Source organism: Streptomyces sp. GL_140 (assembly GCF_057834465.1).
In genome coordinates this window covers 5,605,230-5,624,721 of record NZ_CM174404.1, presented here as the reverse complement: position 1 = coordinate 5,624,721, position 19,492 = coordinate 5,605,230, and the positions used below count along the sequence as shown (strand labels likewise).

20 protein-coding genes are annotated in these 19,492 nt (G+C 71.4%); 11 read left to right on the top strand and 9 right to left on the bottom strand.

Features of this window, described 5'->3' with window-relative positions; all coding sequences use genetic code 11:
• Positions 1 to 2: 2 nt before the first annotated feature.
• From AC3IYJ_RS26215 to AC3IYJ_RS26200, 4 genes are all read right to left on the bottom strand, one after another.
• On the bottom strand, positions 3 to 587 hold the full coding sequence (locus tag AC3IYJ_RS26215; RefSeq protein ID WP_489397187.1) for a dihydrofolate reductase family protein: 585 nt from the start codon (positions 585 to 587) through the stop codon (positions 3 to 5).
• 45 nt (positions 588 to 632) lie between these two features.
• Positions 633 to 1,259 carry a GNAT family N-acetyltransferase gene (locus tag AC3IYJ_RS26210; protein WP_489397186.1) on the bottom strand — a complete coding sequence of 209 codons (627 nt, stop codon included), beginning with the start codon at positions 1,257 to 1,259 and terminating at the stop codon, positions 633 to 635.
• Positions 1,260 to 1,460: 201 nt separating this feature from the next.
• Positions 1,461 to 2,531, bottom strand: coding sequence for a family 2 encapsulin nanocompartment cargo protein polyprenyl transferase (locus AC3IYJ_RS26205; RefSeq protein WP_489397185.1), 1,071 nt, complete (start codon positions 2,529 to 2,531; stop codon positions 1,461 to 1,463).
• Positions 2,531 to 3,937 carry a family 2B encapsulin nanocompartment shell protein gene (locus tag AC3IYJ_RS26200; RefSeq protein ID WP_489397184.1) on the bottom strand — a complete coding sequence of 469 codons (1,407 nt, stop codon included), beginning with the start codon at positions 3,935 to 3,937 and terminating at the stop codon, positions 2,531 to 2,533. Before AC3IYJ_RS26200 ends, AC3IYJ_RS26205 begins: the two co-directional genes overlap by 1 nt.
• 225 nt (positions 3,938 to 4,162) lie before the next feature.
• Here AC3IYJ_RS26200 and AC3IYJ_RS26195 point away from each other — a divergent pair, with 225 nt between their 5' ends.
• The 4 genes from AC3IYJ_RS26195 (at position 4,163) to AC3IYJ_RS26180 (ending at position 7,624) form a co-directional block, all read left to right on the top strand.
• The gene (locus AC3IYJ_RS26195) at positions 4,163 to 4,615 is read left to right on the top strand and encodes an Rrf2 family transcriptional regulator (protein ID WP_489397183.1); all 453 of its coding nucleotides are present in this window, start codon (positions 4,163 to 4,165) and stop codon (positions 4,613 to 4,615) included.
• Between the two features lie 169 nt (positions 4,616 to 4,784).
• Positions 4,785 to 5,981: a globin domain-containing protein gene (locus tag AC3IYJ_RS26190; protein WP_489397182.1), complete on the top strand. Its 1,197-nt coding sequence runs from the start codon at positions 4,785 to 4,787 to the stop codon at positions 5,979 to 5,981.
• A 121-nt stretch (positions 5,982 to 6,102) separates the two neighbouring features.
• Positions 6,103 to 6,693 (top strand): N-acetylmuramoyl-L-alanine amidase, encoded by a 591-nt coding sequence (locus AC3IYJ_RS26185; RefSeq protein ID WP_489397181.1) that lies wholly within the window; start codon positions 6,103 to 6,105, stop codon positions 6,691 to 6,693.
• 22 nt (positions 6,694 to 6,715) lie between these two features.
• Positions 6,716 to 7,624, top strand: coding sequence for a 1-aminocyclopropane-1-carboxylate deaminase/D-cysteine desulfhydrase (locus AC3IYJ_RS26180; protein ID WP_489397180.1), 909 nt, complete (start codon positions 6,716 to 6,718; stop codon positions 7,622 to 7,624).
• Between the two features lie 7 nt (positions 7,625 to 7,631).
• On the opposite strand, the gene AC3IYJ_RS26175 is transcribed toward AC3IYJ_RS26180, so the two are convergent.
• The gene (locus tag AC3IYJ_RS26175; protein WP_489397179.1) at positions 7,632 to 9,209 is read right to left on the bottom strand and encodes a Na+/H+ antiporter; all 1,578 of its coding nucleotides are present in this window, start codon (positions 9,207 to 9,209) and stop codon (positions 7,632 to 7,634) included.
• Between the two features lie 64 nt (positions 9,210 to 9,273).
• Here AC3IYJ_RS26175 and AC3IYJ_RS26170 point away from each other — a divergent pair, with 64 nt between their 5' ends.
• The 3 genes from AC3IYJ_RS26170 to AC3IYJ_RS26160 all read left to right on the top strand — a co-directional run bounded on the left by AC3IYJ_RS26170 (position 9,274) and on the right by AC3IYJ_RS26160 (position 11,245).
• Positions 9,274 to 9,534 (top strand): UBP-type zinc finger domain-containing protein, encoded by a 261-nt coding sequence (locus AC3IYJ_RS26170; RefSeq protein ID WP_489397178.1) that lies wholly within the window; start codon positions 9,274 to 9,276, stop codon positions 9,532 to 9,534.
• A 227-nt stretch (positions 9,535 to 9,761) separates the two neighbouring features.
• The gene (locus AC3IYJ_RS26165) at positions 9,762 to 10,175 is read left to right on the top strand and encodes an ATP-binding protein (protein WP_053676432.1); all 414 of its coding nucleotides are present in this window, start codon (positions 9,762 to 9,764) and stop codon (positions 10,173 to 10,175) included.
• Entirely contained in the window at positions 10,172 to 11,245 is a 1,074-nt protein-coding gene (locus AC3IYJ_RS26160; protein WP_489397177.1) for an RNA polymerase sigma factor SigF, read from the top strand. Before AC3IYJ_RS26165 ends, AC3IYJ_RS26160 begins: the two co-directional genes overlap by 4 nt.
• Before the next feature lie 79 nt (positions 11,246 to 11,324).
• Here the strand turns inward: AC3IYJ_RS26160 and AC3IYJ_RS26155 are convergent, their stop codons facing one another.
• Complete coding sequence (locus tag AC3IYJ_RS26155; RefSeq protein ID WP_489397176.1) at positions 11,325 to 11,762, bottom strand: hypothetical protein; 438 nt, start codon at positions 11,760 to 11,762, stop codon at positions 11,325 to 11,327.
• Positions 11,763 to 11,845: 83 nt separating this feature from the next.
• On the opposite strand from AC3IYJ_RS26155, the gene AC3IYJ_RS26150 reads away from it, so the two are divergent.
• Both AC3IYJ_RS26150 and AC3IYJ_RS26145 read left to right on the top strand, forming a co-directional pair.
• Positions 11,846 to 12,811: a diacylglycerol/lipid kinase family protein gene (locus tag AC3IYJ_RS26150; protein WP_489397175.1), complete on the top strand. Its 966-nt coding sequence runs from the start codon at positions 11,846 to 11,848 to the stop codon at positions 12,809 to 12,811.
• A 332-nt stretch (positions 12,812 to 13,143) separates the two neighbouring features.
• Entirely contained in the window at positions 13,144 to 13,401 is a 258-nt protein-coding gene (locus AC3IYJ_RS26145) for a WhiB family transcriptional regulator (protein ID WP_003953983.1), read from the top strand.
• Between the two features lie 171 nt (positions 13,402 to 13,572).
• Here AC3IYJ_RS26145 and AC3IYJ_RS26140 read toward each other — a convergent pair whose 3' ends face one another.
• Together AC3IYJ_RS26140 and AC3IYJ_RS26135 are read right to left on the bottom strand one after the other, a co-directional pair.
• On the bottom strand, positions 13,573 to 15,042 hold the full coding sequence (locus AC3IYJ_RS26140) for a sensor histidine kinase (RefSeq protein WP_489402933.1): 1,470 nt from the start codon (positions 15,040 to 15,042) through the stop codon (positions 13,573 to 13,575).
• Between the two features lie 373 nt (positions 15,043 to 15,415).
• Positions 15,416 to 16,009, bottom strand: coding sequence for a TetR/AcrR family transcriptional regulator (locus tag AC3IYJ_RS26135; RefSeq protein ID WP_489397174.1), 594 nt, complete (start codon positions 16,007 to 16,009; stop codon positions 15,416 to 15,418).
• 82 nt (positions 16,010 to 16,091) lie between these two features.
• Between AC3IYJ_RS26135 and AC3IYJ_RS26130 the strand changes: the two genes are divergently transcribed.
• On the top strand, positions 16,092 to 16,853 hold the full coding sequence (locus tag AC3IYJ_RS26130; RefSeq protein WP_489397173.1) for an SDR family oxidoreductase: 762 nt from the start codon (positions 16,092 to 16,094) through the stop codon (positions 16,851 to 16,853).
• Between the two features lie 178 nt (positions 16,854 to 17,031).
• Complete coding sequence (gene nagB / locus AC3IYJ_RS26125; RefSeq protein WP_489397172.1) at positions 17,032 to 17,817, top strand: glucosamine-6-phosphate deaminase; 786 nt, start codon at positions 17,032 to 17,034, stop codon at positions 17,815 to 17,817.
• 171 nt (positions 17,818 to 17,988) lie between these two features.
• On the opposite strand, the gene AC3IYJ_RS26120 is transcribed toward nagB, so the two are convergent.
• Positions 17,989 to 19,491: a glycoside hydrolase family 3 protein gene (locus tag AC3IYJ_RS26120; RefSeq protein WP_489397171.1), complete on the bottom strand. Its 1,503-nt coding sequence runs from the start codon at positions 19,489 to 19,491 to the stop codon at positions 17,989 to 17,991.
• Position 19,492 lies beyond the last annotated feature (1 nt).

Below are 19,492 nucleotides of genomic sequence, written 5' to 3'. Positions count from 1 at the left end.
GCTCAGCGCTTGACGACGTACGAGGTGACGACCTGGCCGCCGCCGAGGACCGTGGCGCCGGTCAGCTCCAGCGGGCGGACCCCGAAGCCCGCCCGCGACATCGGCATGCCGGTGCCCGCGAGGACCGGGTAGGTCTTGATGACGTACTCGTCGATCTCGTCGATCAGCTGGGTGGCGAGGTCCGCCCCGCCGCAGAGCCAGATCCCGAGCCCGTCCTCGGCCTTCATCTCCCGCACCCGCGCGGCGATGTCCCCGCTGATCAGCCGGACGGCCGGGTCGGGCGTCCGGGCGAGGGAGCGCGAGATCACGTACTGCTCGCGCAGGTGACCGTAGGGACTGGTCACGCCCGCCTTGAGGCCCGGCTCGTAGGTTCCCCGGCCCATCAGGACCGTATCGAACCGCTTGGACGGGGTGTCGGCGAGGCCGAGGCGGGCGCGCACCTGGGTCGCGATCGTCTCCGGGTACTCGGCCTTCAGGTGGTCGATGAACTCGGTGTCCAGGTGCGCGTAGAAGAACTCGCCGTCCCCGTCGGGGGCTCCGATGAACCCGTCGACGGTCGTGGCGATGAAGTACGTGAGCTTGCGCAAGCGATTCTCTTCCGTTCGACAGTGCGCCCTATCAAGGCACGTCGATCAAAGTACTTCAGGCGAAGTGATTACGGCAAGGGATCCCTGCGGCTTGCGCCACATCGGCCACATCGGCGGACCGTCCGGCAGCTGCACGGCCGTGCCCGTGAACTCCCAGCCGAGCCGCTCGTAGAGCCCCTTGCTCCGCTCGCTGCTGGCCTCCAGGTACGCCGGCACGCCCTCGCGGTCGCACCGCTCCAGCACCGGCGCCATCAGCCGCGTACCCAGCCCCTCCCCCTGCCGGTCCGGCGCGACCGCGATCATCAGCAGGTACTCGTGCTCCTCGGCCGTCGGGTGCACCTCGCCCGTCAGCCGGCCGACCAGCTCGCACCGCTCGTTGTCCGGATCGGCCGCCGCCCGCATCTTCGCCGGGACCTCGTCCTCGCCCTCCGGCTCCCCGGCCGGGATCCGCAGCCACAGCGCCGCCGCCGAGCCGTCCACGGCGTAGTCGATCCGGCCCTCGGCCAGCGCGACGTCGACGAAGACGCCGAGGAACTTCCCGTGCACCGCCGCCCGGTGTCCGGGGTCCGGGAACACCCAGCTGCTCACCGGGTCCTCGCGGAACGCCTCGTCCAGCAGCCGCGCCACCACATCGCGGTCCGACCGATCCGCCCGACGTATCTCCAGCACCACGGGACCAACCCCTCACTCGCGTTTCAACGTCCGCCAGCGATCCTAGAGTTGGGCCGAGAAACCCGGAAAGCCCCGTTCCGGCACCATGAGATGCCGGAACAGGGCTTGCGCCTTCCCCCAGGAGGCCTACGGGGCATGCGCGCCGGCCGGGATCACGAGCCCCGCCGGGTCACGCCCCGCCCGGTTACAGGGTCCGCCCGGTCACAGCGTCCGCCGGGTCACGAACTCCGCGAGCGCCAGCAGCCCGCCAGCGGCCCCGAGGTCCGCGACCGCCCGCGACAGCTGCTGCACGGCCCGCCCCATCCGGTCGGCGGCGTGGGCCTGCGCCCAGTCCCGCCCACCGGCCCGCTCCACCGCGTCGGCGGCCCTGCGCACGTCGTCCCCGGTCATGGGACCCGCGTACAGCGCTGCCAGTTCCTCCCCCGCCGCGGTGCCCGAGGTGAGGGCGGCCACGACCGGGAGGGACTTCTTGCGGGCGAGCAGATCGGCTCCCGCGGGCTTCCCGGTGTGACCGGGGTCCCCCCAGATGCCGATCAGGTCGTCGATGAGCTGGAAGGCAAGCCCGGCCTCCCGCCCGAAGGCGTCCATGGCGTCGACCTCGTCCGGCCCGGCCCCCGCGTACAGGGCGCCGAGCGCACACGCGCAGCCCAGTAGGGCCCCGGTCTTGGCCATGGCCATGGTCAGGCACGCGTCGAGCGGGACGTGCGACTGCCGCTCGAAGGCGCAGTCGGCCTGCTGTCCGGCGCACAGCTCGACCACGCAGGCCGCGAGCCGGGACGAGGCCTGAGCCGAGGCCGGGTGCGGGTCCTCGGCGAGCAGTCTCAGTGCGAGCGCCATCATGGCGTCGCCCGTGATGATGGCGTCCGGTATCCCGAAGACCGTCCAGGCGGTGGGGCGGCCGCGCCGTCGGACGTCCTTGTCGATGACGTCGTCGTGCAGCAGCGTGAAGTTGTGCGCCAGCTCCACGGCCACCGCCGGCCGCACCGGCGCCACGGGCCCCGCCGCCTCCCCTGCCCGGCCCCCCGCGCCGTGCAGGGCCTGGGCCGAGGCGAGCACCAGGGCGGGCCGGATCGCCTTGCCGGCGTTGCCCGTGGCCGGGGTGCCGTCCTCCCGCTCCCAGCCGAAGTGGTACATCGCCACGCGCCGCATCGAGCCCGGCAGGCTCTCCACAGTGCGGCGCAGTTCGGGATTGACCGTCGCTCGTGTCCGTTCGAGCAGGAAGGCGGCTTCCTGCCCCTCGCCGGTGGTGACCGTCTCGGTGGCCGACACCATCAGCGCCAGCGTGCGATCTCGACGTTCTCCAGGACGCCGAGTGCGTCCGGCACCAGCACCGCGGCGGAGAAGTAGGTGGTGACCAGGTACGAGATGATCGCCTGCTCGCTGATCCCCATGAACCGCACGGAGGTGCTCGCCTCGATCTCGTCCGGGATCCCGGGCTGGTGCAGGCCGATCACCCCGGACTCGTCCTCGCCGGTGCGCATGCACAGGATGGAGGTCGTACGGGCGTCGCTGATCGGGATCTTGTTGGACGGGAAGATCGGCACCCCGCGCCAGGTCGGCACCCGGTGTCCGCCGATGTCGATCGACTCCGGGTACAGGCCCCGCTTGTTGCACTCGCGGCCGAAGGCGGCGATGGCCTTGGGGTGCGCGAGGAACATCTTGGAGCCGCGCCGCATGGAGAGCAGCTGGTCCATGTCGTCCGGGCTGGGCGCGCCGTCGTGCGGCTGGATGCGCTGGTCGTAGTCGGCGTTGTGCAGCAGGCCGAAGTCGCGGTTGTTGAGCATCTCGTGCTCCTGGCGCTCGCGCAGCGCCTCGACCGTGAGCCGCAACTGCTGCTCGGTCTGGTTCATCGGCTGGTTGTACAGGTCGGCGACACGGGTGTGCACGCGCAGGACCGTTTGTGCAATGGAGAGCTCGTACTCGCGCGGGCGGGCCTCGTAGTCCACGAAGGTGCCGGGGAGCACGGCCTCGCCGTGGTGGCCGGCGGAGAGGTCGATCGCGGCCTCGCCGTACTTGTTGGTGCGCTGCTCGGGCAGGGACTGTACGGAGTCCACGTGCGCGCGCAGCGATTCGACCCGGTCGGCGAGGAGCTGGAAGTCCTGGCGGGAGAGGACGAGCGCGGTGCCGGCGGTGGCGGCGCGGGCGGTGTACTCCCAGATGGACTCCTCGTTGACGAGGGAGTCCTCGCCGAAGAAGGCGCCGTCGGCCACGGTCTGCAGGACGGCGTCGCCGCCGTAGGGGCCGGTGCCGACCTGGTCGATGCGGCCGTGGGCGAGCAGGAACACCTTGTCGGCGGGGCTGCCGAAGGAGGTGAGCTCCTGGCCGGCCTCGAAGTCGATCTGGTGGCAGCGCGCGGCAAGTTCGGTGAGCACGTCGAGGTCTTCGTAGTCGCGCAGGAGCGGGAGCTCGCCGAGCTCTGCCGGGATCACCTGCACCTGTGTGCCGGTCTTGATGAATTCCACGATGCCGTTGCCGACCGAGTAGCTCAGGCGGCGGTTGACCCGGTACGTACCACCCTGGACGGACACCCACGGCAGCATCTTCAGGAGCCACCTGGAGGTGATCTCCTGCATCTGCGGCGCGGACTTCGTGGTGGTTGCCAAGTTCCGCGCGGCCGATGTCCCCAGACTGCGCTGCGGTGCCTGGGGCTCGGATTCGGAACCTGCCTGGACCGACATGTATTTCCCTTTCGATCACTCCATGGATCTGCGGGACGGAAGCCTTCCAGTACGGACCGTGGTGAGACCATTACACAAAAGGGTGGGACTACTCCGTCCGGGACTGGGCACTCTCTAGAGCTCAACTCCTCACCGGGAGACCGCTCGCCCCATCCGTTTCGGCCACTGCGGACGACGACGGGGTTTAAATTTGCATAGAGGATGCAAGTTTTCTACGGTGGACCCATGCGGCTGACCCGATTCACCGACCTGGCGCTGCGCGTCCTGATGCGCCTGGCCGTCGAGGAGACGGACCTCCCCACCACCCGCGAGGTCGCGGCGACCATGGAGGTCCCCTACACCCACACGGCCAAAGTGGTCGCCAAGCTGCAGCACCTCGGCCTGGTCGAGGCCCGGCGCGGGCGCGGCGGCGGGCTCGGCCTGACCGCCACCGGACGCGCGGCCTCGGTGGGCGGGCTGATCCGCGAACTGGAGGGAGCCGGCGACGTCGTCGACTGCGACGGCACCGTCCCGTGCCCGCTGCGCGGCGCCTGCGTCCTGCGCGGCGCGCTGCGCCGGGCCCAGGAGGCCTTCTTCGCCTCGCTGGACCCGCTGACGGTGAACGACCTGGTCGCAGCGCCGACGGGGCCGCTCCTGCTCGGCATTTCGGGCGGATCGACCGGGGCCGTAAGGCCCTGACGGCGGGGGCCGAATGGCCGGTTCGCACCGACGGCCGACCCGCATAACCTGAGCCCGACAGGGATCTCGAACACAAGTCCGCACCGCGGCGGACCCCGTACGCCTGTTTTCGAAAATAAGCATTTCATATGCAGATTTAGAAGACCCACCCCTACGCGAGGAGTCACCGATGCTTTCCGAGAAGTCGACCGCGACCGTACGAGCCACCCTGCCCGCCGTCGGCGCGGCGATCGGCGACATCACGGAGCTCTTCTACGGGAAGCTGTTCGCGGCCCACCCCGAGCTGATCCGCGACCTCTTCAACCGCGGCAACCAGAACGCCGGACTGCAGAAGCAGGCCCTCGCCGGCTCCATCGCCGCCTTCGCCACCCACCTGGTCTCCCACCCGGACGCCCGCCCCGACGTGATGCTGAACCGCATCGCCCACAAGCACGCCTCCCTGGGCGTCACCCGCGAGCAGTACCCGGTGGTCCACAAGCACCTCTTCGAGGCCATCGTGGAGATCCTCGGCGAGGCCGTCACCCCCGAGGTGGCCGAGGCCTGGGACGAGGTCTACTGGCTGATGGCGAACGCCCTCATCACCATCGAGGAGCGCCTCTACGCCGAGCAGCAGGTCCTCGCCGGCGACGTCTGGCGCGAGTGGACCGTGGCCGCCCGCGTCGAGGAGACCGCGGACTGCACCACCTTCCACCTCACCCCGGCCGACGGCGCCCCCGCGCCCGGCTTCAAGCCCGGCCAGTACGTCTCCGTCCAGGTCGAACTGGCCGACGGAGCCCGCCAGATCCGCCAGTACAGCCTCTCCAGCGCCCCCGGCTCGCCGGCCCGCTCCATCACCGTCAAGCGCGTCCACGGCCCGGCCGCCGACGGCCCCGACGGCGAGGTCTCCAACCACCTGCACGCCGGGATCCGCACCGGCGACACCCTGCGCGTCTCCACCCCCTACGGCGACCTCGTCCTCCAGGACTCCGACGCGCCGACGATCCTCGCCTCGGCCGGCATCGGCTGCACCCCGATGCTCTCGATGCTGGAACACCTGGCCGACACCGGGCACGCGGCCCCCGTCACCGTCCTGCACGCCGACCGCTCCCCCGCCGACCACGCCCTGCGCACCGACCACCGCGCCCTGACCGGCAAGCTCCCGGACTCCGCCGCGCACTTCTGGTACGAGGAGGCCGCCGAGCCCGGCGACCGCGAGGGCAGGCTCGACCTGACGGGGATCCCGGTCGCCCCGGACACCAAGGCCTACCTCTGCGGACCGCTCCCCTTCATGCGGGCCGCGCGCGAGCAGCTGATCGCCAAGGGCGTGGCGCCCGCGGACATCCACTACGAGGTCTTCGGCCCCGACCTGTGGCTCGCCTCGGCGTAACCCGTAACCCGTAACCCCCGCCCGCCCCCGCCACCCGCCCCTGTGCGCCCTTGCGGCGGAACGGACGCCTCCACTACACCGTTGAGTGACCGATCGCTCACAGAGAGTCAAGGAGGCGGCCATGTCCGCACCCATGTCCGCAGACCGGTTCCTCACCGTCCTGCGGGGCGAGGGCCTCACCGTCGTCGAGGTCGGCGAGTGGCGCACCCACAACCGCAACCACAAGGGACCCTGGGGCCCGCTGAACGGGGTGATGATCCACCACACCGTCACCCACGGGACCGCGTACACCGTCCAGCTCTGCCGCGACGGCGACGAGGCCCTCCCCGGCCCGCTCTGCCACGGGGTCATCACCAAGGACGGCCGGGTCCACCTGGTCGGCTACGGCCGCGCCAACCACGCGGGCGCGGGCGACTCCGACGTACTGGCGGCGGTCGTCGCGGAGAAGCGCCTGCCGCCGGACCGCCAGGCCGACACCGACGGCAACCGCCACTTCTACGGCTTCGAGTGCGAGAACCTCGGCGACGGCGAAGACCCCTGGCCCGCGGTCCAGCTCGACGCGATCGCCCGCGCGGCGGCCGCCCTGTGCCGGTTCCACGGCTGGACCGCCCGCTCGGTGATCGGCCACCTGGAATGGCAACCGGGCAAGATCGACCCGAAGGGCTTCACGATGGACTCGATGCGGGCCCGGATCGAGGAGCGCCTGAAGTAGCCGATGACGTGAGAATGGCCTGGTGAACGAGGTTCCCGATCCGTCCGCCGCCTCCGAGGCCTCCGCGGTACTGCGCCCCCGCCCCCCGTCCCCGCTGATCGAAGCGCCGGACGGGCGGTTCGCCGCGCACGGCGTACGGCTCCTGCTCAAGCGGGACGACCTGGTCCATCCGGAGCTGCCGGGCAACAAGTGGCGCAAGCTCGCGCCGAACCTGCGGGCGGCCGTCGCGGGCGGGTACCCGGCGCTGGTCACCTTCGGCGGGGCCTACTCCAACCACCTCCGGGCCACCGCCGCGGCGGGCCGGCTGCTGGGGCTGGCGACGGTCGGGATCGTACGGGGCGACGAGCTGGCCCGGCAGCCGCTGAACGAGTCGCTGGCCCGGTGCGCGGCGGACGGCATGCGGCTGCACTTCGTGTCCCGGTCGGCCTACCGGGACAAGGCGGGGCTCCCGGCACAGGCCGGCGCGGGCGACGCGTACGTCATCCCGGAGGGCGGCAGCAACACCCTCGCGCTGACCGGCTGCGCCGAGCTGGGGCGCGAACTGCGCGGCAGCTGCGACGTGGTCGCGGTGGCCTGCGGCACCGGCGGCACGCTGGCCGGACTGGCGGCGGGCCTGGCCGCCGGGCAGCGGGCGGTGGGGGTGCCGGTGGTCGGGGGCGGCTTCCTGGAGGCAGAGATACGTTCCCTCCAGAAGGCGGCCTTCGGCGGCCCGGCGGGCGACTGGTCGCTGGCCGAGGGGTACGCCCACGGCGGCTACGCCCGCGTCCCCGAGGAGCTGGAGGCCTTCGCGGCGGACTTCGAGCACCGCCACGGCCTGCCGGTGGAGCGGATCTACGTGGCGAAGCTCCTCTGGGCACTGCTCGCCCTGACCCGCGAAGGGGCCTTCGCCGAGGGCACCACCCTGACGGCGGTGGTCACGGGCCGCCCGTGACCACCTCCTAGGCAGACTCCTCGCGGTAGGCCGCCGCCTCCTCCAGGTCCAGGCGGCGCAGCAGCACGCGCAGCATCTCGTCGTCGATGCGCCGGGCGTCCCGCAGGGAGACGAAGACCTCGCGTTCCGCCGCGATCATCTCCCCGGCCAGGCGGCGGTAGACGTCGTCCGCCGATTCCCCCGTCACCGGGTTGACCTCGCCGAGCCGCTCCCACACCGCGTTGCGCCTGCGCTCCAGGACCGTCCGCAGCCGGTCGGCCAGCGGTGGCGGAAGGGCGTTCGACGGGGAGGCCAGGAGTTCCGTCAGGCGGTCCTCCGCCGCCCGCGAGGCCTCGCTCTGGGCCTGGGCCTCCGCCAGGGTTTCCGCCTGCGCGTCCCGGGCGGGCAGCCTCAGCAGCCGGATCAACGGGGGCAGGGTCAGGCCCTGCACCACCAGGGTGCCGATGACCGTCGTGAAGGTCAGGAACAGGATCAGGTTCCGGTGCGGCACGCTGATCGGCACGGAGAAGGCGATCGCCAGCGAGACGACGCCCCGCATCCCGGCCCATCCGACGATGACCGGGGCCTTCCAGTTCGTCTCCGGTTCGCGTTCCCGGATCCGCCGGGAGAGCCGCGGCAGGAACGTCGCCGGGAAGACCCAGGCGAAGCGGGCCACCACCACGACCACGAAGACGGCCAGCGCGTACCCGGCCGCGGCCAGGCCCTCGTACTGCCCCAGCCCCTTGAGGACCACCGGCAGTTGGAGCCCGATCAGGGCGAAGACCACCGATTCGAGGATGAAGGCGACCATCTTCCAGACCGCCTCCTCCTGGAGCCGGGTCGCGAAGTCCACCTGCCAGGCCCGGTGCCCCAGGTACAGGGCGACGACCACCACCGCCAGCACTCCCGAGGCGTGCACCCGTTCGGCGGCCGCGTAGGCCACGAACGGGATCAGCAGCGACAGGGTGTTCTGGAGCAGGGGTTCGCGCAGCCGTTGGCGCATCACGTGGATCGGGACCATCAGCAGCAGGCCCACGCCCACGCCGCCCACCGAGGCCAGCAGGAACTCCGCGATCCCGCCCGCCCAGCCGGCGCTCACCCCGACCGCCGCCGCCAGCGCAACCTTGTACGCGGTGATCGCGGTGGCGTCGTTGACCAGGGATTCCCCCTGGAGGATCGTCGTGATCCGGTTCGGCAGCCCGAGCTGGCGGGCGATGGCCGTCGCCGCGACCGCGTCGGGCGGGGCGATGACCGCGCCCAGCACCAGCGCCACCGGCAGCGACAGATCGGGCACCACCAGGTACGCGGCGTACCCGACGGCGAGCGTCGCGAAGAGCACGTAGCCCACCGAGAGCAGCGCCACGGGCCGCAGGTTGGCCCTCAGGTCCAGGTACGAACTGTCCACCGCGGCGGTGTAGAGCAGCGGCGGGAGCAGCAGCGGCAGCACGATGTGCGGGTCCAGCCCGTACTCGGGCACTCCCGGCACGTACGCCGCGATCAGCCCGGCCGCGACCAGAAGCAGCGGCGCGGGCACCGGGGTGCGGCGGGCCAGACCGGCCACGATCGCGCAGCCGGCGACGAGCGCCACCAGCGGCAATACCTCCATCGAAGATCATCCTCGCTTGATTCGCGTCATCCTCGGGCGCCCACACCTCAGTACGCTGGCCATCATGAGCGAGTGCACCCACGTTGCCGAACTGCCGCGCCCCGAGCCCGTCCCCCTTGCCCTGACCTGCCCCGAATGTCTGGAGCTCGGCAGCCATCCGGTGCAGCTGCGGATGTGCCTGGAGTGCGGGTACGTCGCCTGCTGCGATTCCTCGCCGCACCGGCACGCCACGGCGCACCACCACGCGACCGGCCACCCCGTCATGCGAAGCTTCGAACCGGGCGAGACCTGGCGGTGGTGTTTTGTCGACGGTTCGATCGTCTGAAGCGGGGTAGGTCAACCCTCCGCCGGTTCCCCTGATTTGGACCCGCAGACCCCTAGCCACTGTGCGTACCCATGGGCTTACCATCAGTCACTGGCCGCAGGCATGGCCATTCGGCCAGCCGTGTTCGACGGGGCCCTGCGCTCTCCAGCACGGGGTACCGCGACACGATCGCCCGGATCGCGATAGCGTCACCGGCGAACAGAGCTCGTACCACCTTGGAGGTGAGGGTGTCCCAGATCGCAGGCGAGCCCGGGACCCAGGACTTCGTGGAAGTCCGGCTGCCCGCTGCGGGTGCCTACCTGTCGGTGCTGCGGACGGCCACGGCCGGTCTCGCAGCACGTTTGGACTTCACCCTCGACGAGATCGAGGACCTCCGCATCGCGGTGGACGAGGCCTGCGCGATCCTGCTCCAGCAGGCCGTGCCCGGCTCCGTCCTCAGCTGCGTCTTCCGGCTGGTGGATGATTCGCTGGAAGTGACCGTCTCCGCTCCGACCACCGACGGCCGGGCACCGGAGCGCGACACGTTCGCGTGGACGGTCCTCTCGGCCTTGGCCGGGAAGGTCGAGGCCACGGTCGAGGAGGACCGAACGGTGAGCATCAGCCTCTACAAACAGCGCGGCGCGGGGCCAGGCCCGGCGTGAGCGGCGGGGAGGTCCCGGTGCGGGGCGGGGATCGGCCCCGGGTACGACACGAGGTCGACGGGGGCATTCCGGATCAGCAGCACGCCCGGCCGCACCCGGCTGACACGGATGCGGAAGACGGCTTTTTGGACTCGGCGGAGCGACGGGCGGGCCCTGTGAGCGACAACCAGCACGACCAAACACTGCCGGTCCACCCGACGGGGGCCGCTGCCACGGCCCCCGCGGCCCCGGCCCAGGCCTCGGCCACGGACGCGCCGGAAGCACCCGAAGGCCCACAGCCTCCGGTGTTCACGGCCCCGCTGCCGCTGCCCGATCCGCGCGACCGCAGTGGCGCGCGGGCCCTGTTCATCGAGTTGCGGGCGCTGCCCGACGGCTCGGTGGAGAAGGCCGAGCTGCGCAACCGGCTGGTACGGATGCACCTGCCGCTCGTCGAGCACCTGGCGCGGCGCTTCCGCAACCGCGGCGAGCCGCTGGACGACCTGACCCAGGTCGCCACCATCGGCCTGATCAAGTCGGTGGACCGGTTCGACCCGGACCGCGGGGTCGAGTTCTCCACGTACGCCACGCCCACGGTGGTCGGCGAGATCAAGCGCCACTTCCGCGACAAGGGCTGGGCGGTACGCGTCCCGAGGCGGCTCCAGGAGCTGCGGCTCTCGCTGACCACGGCGACGGCCGAACTTTCCCAGCAGCACGGCCGCTCCCCCACGGTCCACGAACTGGCCGAACGGCTGGGGATCTCCGAGGAGGAGGTCCTGGAGGGCCTCGAATCGGCCAACGCCTACAGCACCCTCTCCCTGGACGTCCCGGACACCGACGACGAGTCGCCGGCGGTCGCGGACACCCTGGGCTCGGAGGACGAGGCGCTGGAGGGCGTCGAGTACCGCGAATCGCTCAAGCCGCTCCTGGAGGGGCTGCCGCCGCGGGAGAAGCGGATCCTGCTGCTGCGGTTCTTCGGGAACATGACCCAGTCGCAGATCGCACAGGAGGTCGGCATCTCCCAGATGCACGTCTCGCGACTGCTGGCCCGCACCCTGGCCCAGCTCCGCGAGAAGCTCCTCGTCGAGGAGTGAGCAGCCGTGAGCGGGGCCCTCGGCCCCGCTCACCTGTACGGATCAGTACGTACGGGCCGGCGCACGCGCGACGACGCGGCTATCGGGCCTGTTCCGCGGGCCCGATGCCCAGCGCCACGGTCGCCGTCGGGTTCACCAGCAGCCCGACGACGGCCACCGCGGCCAGCGCCAGGGCGACGGCGGCGCCCTTCATCGCGCCGCCCCCGTTCCACACGGTCCAGGCCACGGGCAGGGCCATCAGCTGGGTGATCAGCGCCGGGCCGCGGCTCCAGCGGCGGCCCAGGCGCAGCCCGCGCGCCGCGATCAGCGGCAGCGCGGCGAGGACGAGCAGGGTGGCCCCGCCCATCTCGGCCGTCGTGAAGGACTCGGAATCGCCGCCGATGCCCGCGTACAGCACGGACACGCCGAGGCCGGCCAGGGCCAGGCCCTCCAGCGCGGTGAGCGCGGCGGCCGCGGTCAGCCTGCGGGGCAGCACGGCGGGGACGGCGGGCGCGGTGGGGCTGGGCTCGGTACTCACTCCAGCAGGGTATCGGCGTGCCTCCCGGTCCCGGAGGGACGGGCCGTATGGGACGCGTACGAACGGGTCGGTAGGCTGCGCTCATGCGTGCACTTCTCGTGGCCAACCCAGCAGCGACGACCACCAGTGCGCGCACGCGCGATGTCCTGACCCACGCCCTGGCCAGCGAGATGAAGCTGGAGGCGGTCACCACCGAGTACCGGGGGCACGCCCGGGACCTGGGACGCCGGGCCGCCGAGACCGGAATCGACCTGGTCGTGGCCCTCGGCGGGGACGGCACCGTGAACGAAGTGGTCAACGGACTGCTGCACGAAGGCCCCGATCCGGACCGGCTGCCGGGCCTGGCCGTGGTTCCCGGCGGCTCCACCAATGTGTTCGCCCGTGCGCTCGGCCTGCCCAACGACGCGGTCGAGGCGACCGGCGCCCTGCTGGACGCGCTGCGGGAGCGGCGCGAGCGGACCGTCGGCCTGGGGCTGGCGGCGGGTACGCCGGGCACGGAGGACGAGTCGGTGCCGGCCCGCTGGTTCACCTTCTGCGCGGGCTTCGGCTTCGACGCGGGCGTCGTGGGCCGGGTCGAACAGCAGCGCGAACGGGGCAAGCGTTCGACGCACGCCCTCTACGTACGGCAGCTGATGCGCCAGTTCTGGGAGGAACCCAACCGCCGGCACGGCTCGGTGACACTGGAGCGCCCCGGCGCGGATCCCGTCACGGACCTGGTCCTGTCGATAGTGTGCAACACGTCACCCTGGACGTATCTGGGCAACCGGCCGCTCTACGCGTCTCCGGAGGCATCGTTCGATACCGCACTTGACGTATTGGCACTGGACCGTTTGTCAACTTCGGCCGTCGCCCGGTACGCGACGCAGCTGCTGACCTCGACTCCTGAGCGCGGCCCGCATGGAAAGCATGCGGTGTCTCTGCACGATCTGACCGACTTCACCTTGCATTCCAAGGTGCCGCTTCCGTTCCAGATGGACGGAGACCACCTCGGACTGCGCACCAGCGTTCAGTTCACAGGCGTACGCCGGGCACTGCGTGTGATTGTGTGAGTGGAAGGGCCTAAAGTCCTTTCACTCGAACGTTTACACGCCGGTCCACCCCCAGGAACTAGGGCTGTGACCTAGTAGACACCGACGAATCAAAAAAAACTTTCCGGAAGGGGTTGTATCCCCGTCCGAGGTTTGCGAATCTCTACATGGCGATCGGGACAGCCCGCAGAACCCGGCACCCACACAGACCGCCAGAACCCCTCCACGAATCTCCGGCAGCCCAGGGCGAGTTTTTCCCCAAACTGGGCGGTCTCCCTTCCTTCGCGAAGGGATTCGTGAAAGCGTTCACATTCACAAGCAACCTGCCCGCAATACAAGGAGATGGAGCAGCCATGGACTGGCGTCACAACGCCGTTTGTCGTGAGGAAGACCCGGAACTCTTCTTCCCCATCGGCAACACCGGTCCTGCGCTGCTGCAGATCGAGGAAGCCAAGGCCGTCTGCCGCCGTTGCCCCGTCATGGAGCAGTGCCTGCAGTGGGCGCTCGAGTCCGGCCAGGACTCCGGTGTCTGGGGCGGTCTCAGCGAGGACGAGCGCCGTGCAATGAAGCGCCGCGCCGCTCGCAACCGGGCGCGCAACGCCAGCGCCTGATATCGACTTTCGAGCCTCGAGCCGCAGCGCGTAGTACCCCATATAAGCGCTCAGCAACGTGCTCTTGAGCCCCGGACCGAAAACCATTCGGTCCGGGGCTCAGTGCTGTCCGGGGCGGGGAGCCTCACTCTGAGTGACGGGGCCGGTGCTCCGGCCCCGCCGCTCCGCCGGCTACTTCTGCGAGATCGCCGGTATGTCGAGGACGACCTTGGTGCCGCGCGGCTCGGCCGCGACCATGTCGAAGCTGCCGCCGAGCTCGCCCTCCACGAGGGTCCGTACGATCTGCAGCCCGAGGTTGCCGGCCCGCTTGGGGTCGAAGCCCTCGGGCAGGCCGCAGCCGTCGTCGACCACCGAGATCAGCAGCCGGGCATCGCCCCGGCCGCTCCCCGAGCGGGTCGCGGACACCTCCACGGTGCCGCCCTCCCCCTGGGTGAAGGCGTGTTCCAGGGCGTTCTGCAGGATCTCCGTGAGCACCATCGCCAGCGGAGTGGCGACCTCCGCGTCCAGGATTCCGAACCGCCCGATGCGCCGGCAGTCGACCTTGCCCGGGGAGATCTCGGCGACCATCGCGATCACGCGGTCGGCGATCTCGTCGAACTCGACCCGCTCGTCGAGGTTCTGAGACAGCGTCTCGTGCACGATCGCGATCGACCCGACACGGCGGACCGCCTCGTTCAGCGCCTCGCGTCCCTGCGGGGAATCCATCCGCCGGGCCTGGAGCCGCAAGAGCGCGGCCACGGTCTGGAGGTTGTTCTTCACCCGGTGGTGGATCTCCCGGATGGTCGCGTCCTTGGTGATCAATTCACGTTCGCGACGGCGCAGTTCCGTGACGTCGCGGCAGAGCACGAGGGAACCGATCCGGGTCCCCTTGGGCTTGAGCGGAATGGCCCGCAGCTGGATGACCCCGCCGTTGCCCTCGGCCTCGGTCTCGCGCGGGGCCCAGCCACTGGCGAGCTTGACCAGCGCCTCGTCCACCGGGCCGCGCGACGGAGCCAGTTCGGAGGTGATGTTGCCCAGGTGCTGGCCGACCAGGTCGGAGGCGAGGCCGAGGCGGTGGTAGGCGGAGAGCGCGTTCGGGGACGCGTACGTCACCACGCCGTCGGCGTCGAGCCGGATCAGGCCGTCCCCGACCCGCGGGGAGGCGTCCATGTCCACCTGCTGACCGGGGAACGGGAAGGAGCCCGCCGCGATCATCTGGGCCAGGTCCGAGGCGGACTGGAGGTAGGTGAGCTCCAGCCGGCTGGGTGTACGCACAGTGAGCAGGTTGGTGTTGCGGGCGATGACGCCCAGCACCCGGCCCTCCCGGCGCACGGGGATCGACTCGACGCGGACCGGCACCTCCTCGCGCCACTCCGGGTCCCCCTCGCGCACGATGCGGCCCTCGTCGAGCGCGGCGTCGAGCAGCGGGCGGCGGCCCCGCGGGACCAGGTGGCCGACCATGTCGTCCTGGTACGAGGTGGGGCCGGTGTTCGGGCGCATCTGCGCGACCGAGACGTACCGGGTGCCGTCGAGGGTGGGAACCCACAGCACGAGGTCGGCGAAGGAGAGGTCGGAGAGCAGCTGCCACTCCGAGACCAGCAGGTGGAGCCACTCCAGGTCGGTTTCACTGAGAGCGGTGTGCTGGCGTACGAGGTCGTTCATGGAGGGCACGTGGCGAGCGTACCCCGGGTATGGGCCACGACTTTCCGCAGCGCGATACCGCGGAGTATCCAGGAGCCCCGGGGTACGCGTAGGGTTGGATGAAGTGACGGGAACCAGGGTCCCGCCATTGGATGGACAGAACAGATTGGTCTAGTCCACAATTGCTTCATACTTCCGCCCTCCCCGCACAGGAGGACGGATCGAGGTAAGCCGCGCGCTCTGCCCTGACCGCGCGGAACCTCCACAGGCCGTCGGGAACCGCACACCCGTCGGTCGCGAGTAACTCCGGGCCACGGTGCCGGGCGGGCTGAGGGTCCCATCCGGCACCGTGCCCAGAGGAACGATCGTCACGCGGAGTGACTCCGCACTCGGCCTAGCCCGGCCAGGCACGCATCGCCACTTCCGCCACCGCCTCCAGCTCCCCGCGGCTCGCCCCGTCGCGCGACTGCTGGGACATCCCCTGCAGCACGGCCCCGGCGTAGCGGGCCAGCGCCCGCGCGTTCGTGGTGTCCGGCAGGACCCCCGTGGCCATGTCCGCCCGGATCCGGGCCTCGAATGCCACCAGGTTGGCCTCGCGCCGCTCGCGCAGTGCCTGCGCCACCTCCTTCGAGGTGGTGTTGACGGCCGCGCTGATCACCATGCAGCCCGGCGGGTGCGCCGGGTCGGTGTAGACCTCGGCCGCCTCCTGCAGGATGCGGCCCACGGCCGCGCGGGCGGTGGGCTCCTCGGCGAGCGCCGCGGCCCCGAAGTCCCCGTAGCGGCCGCCGTAGACCACCACGACCTCGTCGAAGAGCTTTCGCTTGTCCCCGAAGGCCGCGTAGAGGCTGGGGGCGCCGATGCCGAGCGCGGCGGTCAGGTCGGAGATGGACGTGGCCTCGTAGCCGTTCTCCCAGAAGGCGAACATCGCCTTGTCCAGGGCCGCGTCGCGGTCGAAGGAGCGGGGCCTGCCGCGCTGTCCGGTCACCATGAACTCATTCTATAGCGCTCGTTATGAAATCTGATACGGTCGCCGAGTTCTGTATCGATCGCTACCGAATGGGGGGTTCGCCATGGGCGTGCTCAAGGGGAAGACGGCACTGGTCACGGGCGGCGGCAGGGGCATCGGCCGGGCCGTCTCGCAGCGGCTGGCCCGGGACGGGGCACTGGTCGCGGTGGCCTACGGGCGCAACGAGGCGGCGGCGAAGGAGACCGTGGACGCCATCGAGGCGGCCGGCGGTCGGGCCTTCGCGATCGGGGCCGAGCTGGGCGTCCCGGGCGACGCACAGGCGCTCTGGGCGGCGTACGCGGCCCACCCGCTGGCCACGGAGGAGGTGGACGTGCTGGTGAACAACGCGGGCGCGGCCACCTTCGCCGACATCGCCTCGACGGACGAGGAGACCTACGACCGGGTCCACGCGCTCAACGCGAAGGCGCCGTTCTTCGTGATCAAGCACGGCCTGGCCCGGCTGCGGGACGGCGGCCGCATCGTGAACGTGACCGGCACCCCCGAGATCGCCCTGCCGGCCATCCTGGCCACGGTCACGGCGAAGGGCGCGGTGAACGCGCTGACGGTGTCGCTGGCCGCCGAGCTCGCGCCCCGGGGCATCACGGTGAACTCGGTGGGCCCGGGGATCACCGAGACCGATCTGAACGCGGGCTGGCTGGCCGATCCGGCGGCCCGCGCGCACGCCGCGTCCCGCTCGGTCTTCGACCGCGTCGGCACTGCGCAGGAGGTCGCGGACGTGGTCGCCTTCCTCGCCTCCCCGGACTCCCGCTGGATCACCGGCCAGCACCTCTCGGCGACGGGCGGGCTCCAGCTCGCGCTGCTCTAGCCCATCGCGGGCCCGCGGTCGGACGCCGGTCGCGGGCCCGGCTCCCGGGAGGCCGGGAGCCGGGATCCGGCCCACCATGGGAGTGTGCGAAGACAGGCCGCGGGGGGCCTCTCTCTGCTAGATTGGTCCCAGATTGGTCTATACCACAAACGCCACACTCCAGATCGGCAGGCCCCGCGTGGAAGTTGTCATCGTCCCGGACGCCAAGGCAGGCGGCGAACTCATCGCGGAGGCCATGGCCGCCCTGGTCCGCCGCAAGCCCGACGCCCTGCTCGGCGTGGCGACCGGCTCTACCCCGCTGCCCATCTACGAGGCGCTGGCCGCGCAGGTCAAGGCCGGCAAGGTCGACGCATCGAAGGCCCGCATCTGCCAGCTCGACGAGTACGTCGGCCTGCCGACCGGACACCCCGAGTCCTATCGCGCCGTGGTGCTGCGCGAGGTCGTCGAGCCGCTGGGCCTGTCCCAGGACTCCTTCATGGGCCCCGACGGCAGCGCCGCCGACATCGTCGCCGCGTGCGACGCGTACGACAGGGCGCTCGCCGAGGCCGGCGGCGTCGACCTCCAGCTGCTGGGCATCGGCACAGACGGGCACATCGGCTTCAACGAGCCCTGCTCCTCGCTCGCCTCGCGCACCCGCATCAAGACGCTGACGGAGCAGACCCGCGTGGACAACGCGCGCTTCTTCGACAACGACATAGACCAGGTGCCCCACCACGTCATCACCCAGGGCATCGGCACCATCCTCGACGCCCGCCACCTGGTCCTGCTGGCCACCGGCGAGGGCAAGGCCGAGGCCGTGGCGCAGACCGTCGAGGGCCCGCTGTCCGCCCTGGTCCCGGCCTCGGCGCTCCAGCTGCACCGCCACGCCACGATCGTCGTGGACGAGGCCGCCGCGTCCAAGCTGAAGCTCGCGGACTACTTCCGCCACACCTACGCCAACAAGCCCGCCTGGCAGGGCCTGTAAGCAGTACCGGTACGCGAAGGGCCGGGCCCCCTGAGGGGGCCCGGCCCTTTACGTTTCGGCCTTGCCGGCGCTTCATTCCAGCCCCGCCCGGGGGCACCTCCCAGCGGTAGCTGGGGGAGTTTGAGGCGCGGGGTCCGGGGCAGAGCCCCGGCAGCCGGGCCGCAGAGGCCCCTAAACCCCCGCGATGACCTCGGCGGCAGCCTTGCCACAGACCCGGGCGGCGCCGTGGGTCGCGATGTGCAAAGCCCCCCGGGGCTCCGCCTTCGGCAGCCCCATCTCGACGACGATCGTCTGCGGCCGCGCAGCGACCAGCGCGTCCAGGGCCTCGGTCATCCAGGGGTGGCGGTGCGCGTCGCGGACCACCGCGACGACGGTGCGGTTCCCCGCGGCCGCCAGGATGTCGGCGGCCGAGGAGCCCTCGGGGTACACGCCCGACTCGGTGCCCGGGATCAGCGCGGCGAGTTCCCCGGCCACTCCCCACGGGGTCTCGTCGCCCACCGCGACGTTCGCGACGGGTGCGAGCGTGGCCACGTACGGGGCGTTGACCGGTGCGGCGGCAGCGGGCGAGCCCGAGACCGTCATCGCCCGGCGGGCCGCGGCCAGGCCGATGCCGGGCGCGCTCCCCTCCTGGTGCGCGCCCGGCGCGGCGAGGGCGGCGCGCGAGCGCCGGGTCCATTCGGCCAAGGTCCGCACGCGTGCGGCGGCCTCGGCGAGCCGCTCCTCCGGGAGCGAGCCTTCGCGGACGGCCGCGACCAGGGCGTCGCGCAGGCGCAGGACGGTCTCCTCGTCGGCGAGCCCGCCGCCGACACAGATCGCGTCGGCGCCGGCCGCGATGGCCAGTACCGAGCCGCGCTCGATGCCGTACGTCCCGGCGATGGCGTTCATCTCCATGCCGTCGGTGACGATCAGGCCCTCGTAGCCGAGCTCCTTGCGCAGCAGACCGGTCAGGATCTGCGGGCTCAGGGTGGCCGGGCGGGTCGGGTCCAGGGCGGGCACGAGGATGTGCGCGCTCATGACGGCCAGCGTGCCGGCCTCGATGGCCGCCCGGAACGGTACGAGTTCGCGTGCGGCCAGGGTGTCGAGGTCCACGTCGATGCGGGGCAGCGCGTGGTGCGAGTCGACGTTGGTGTCGCCGTGGCCGGGGAAGTGCTTGGTGCAGGCGGCGACGCCGGCGGCCTGGAGGCCTTCGACGTAGGCGGCGGTGTGCCGGGCCGCGAGCTGGGTGTCGGCGCCGAAGGAGCGTACGCCGATGACCGGGTTGTCCGGGTTGGAGTTGACGTCCGCGGACGGGGCCCAGTTGAGGTTGACCCCGCACTCGGCGAGGCGGCGGCCGAGCTCGCGGGCGACGTCGCGGGTCAGGTCGATGTCGTCCACGGCGCCGAGCGCCAGGTTCCCGGGGAAGGACGAGCCGCCGCGGACCTCCAGGCGGGTGACGTCGCCGCCCTCCTCGTCGATGGCGACGAGGACGTCGTCCCGCTCGCGCCGCAGCTGCGCGGTGAGCGCGGCGAGCTGGTCGGGCGAGGAGATGTTGCGGCCGAAGAGGCCGACGGCGGTGAGCCCTTCGGAGACCCGGCGCAGCACCCAGGCGGGGGCGGTGGTGCCCTCGAAGCCGGGCTGGAGCACCGCGAGGGCGTCACGGGTGAGCGTATCGGTGCGGTGCGCAAGGACAGTCATG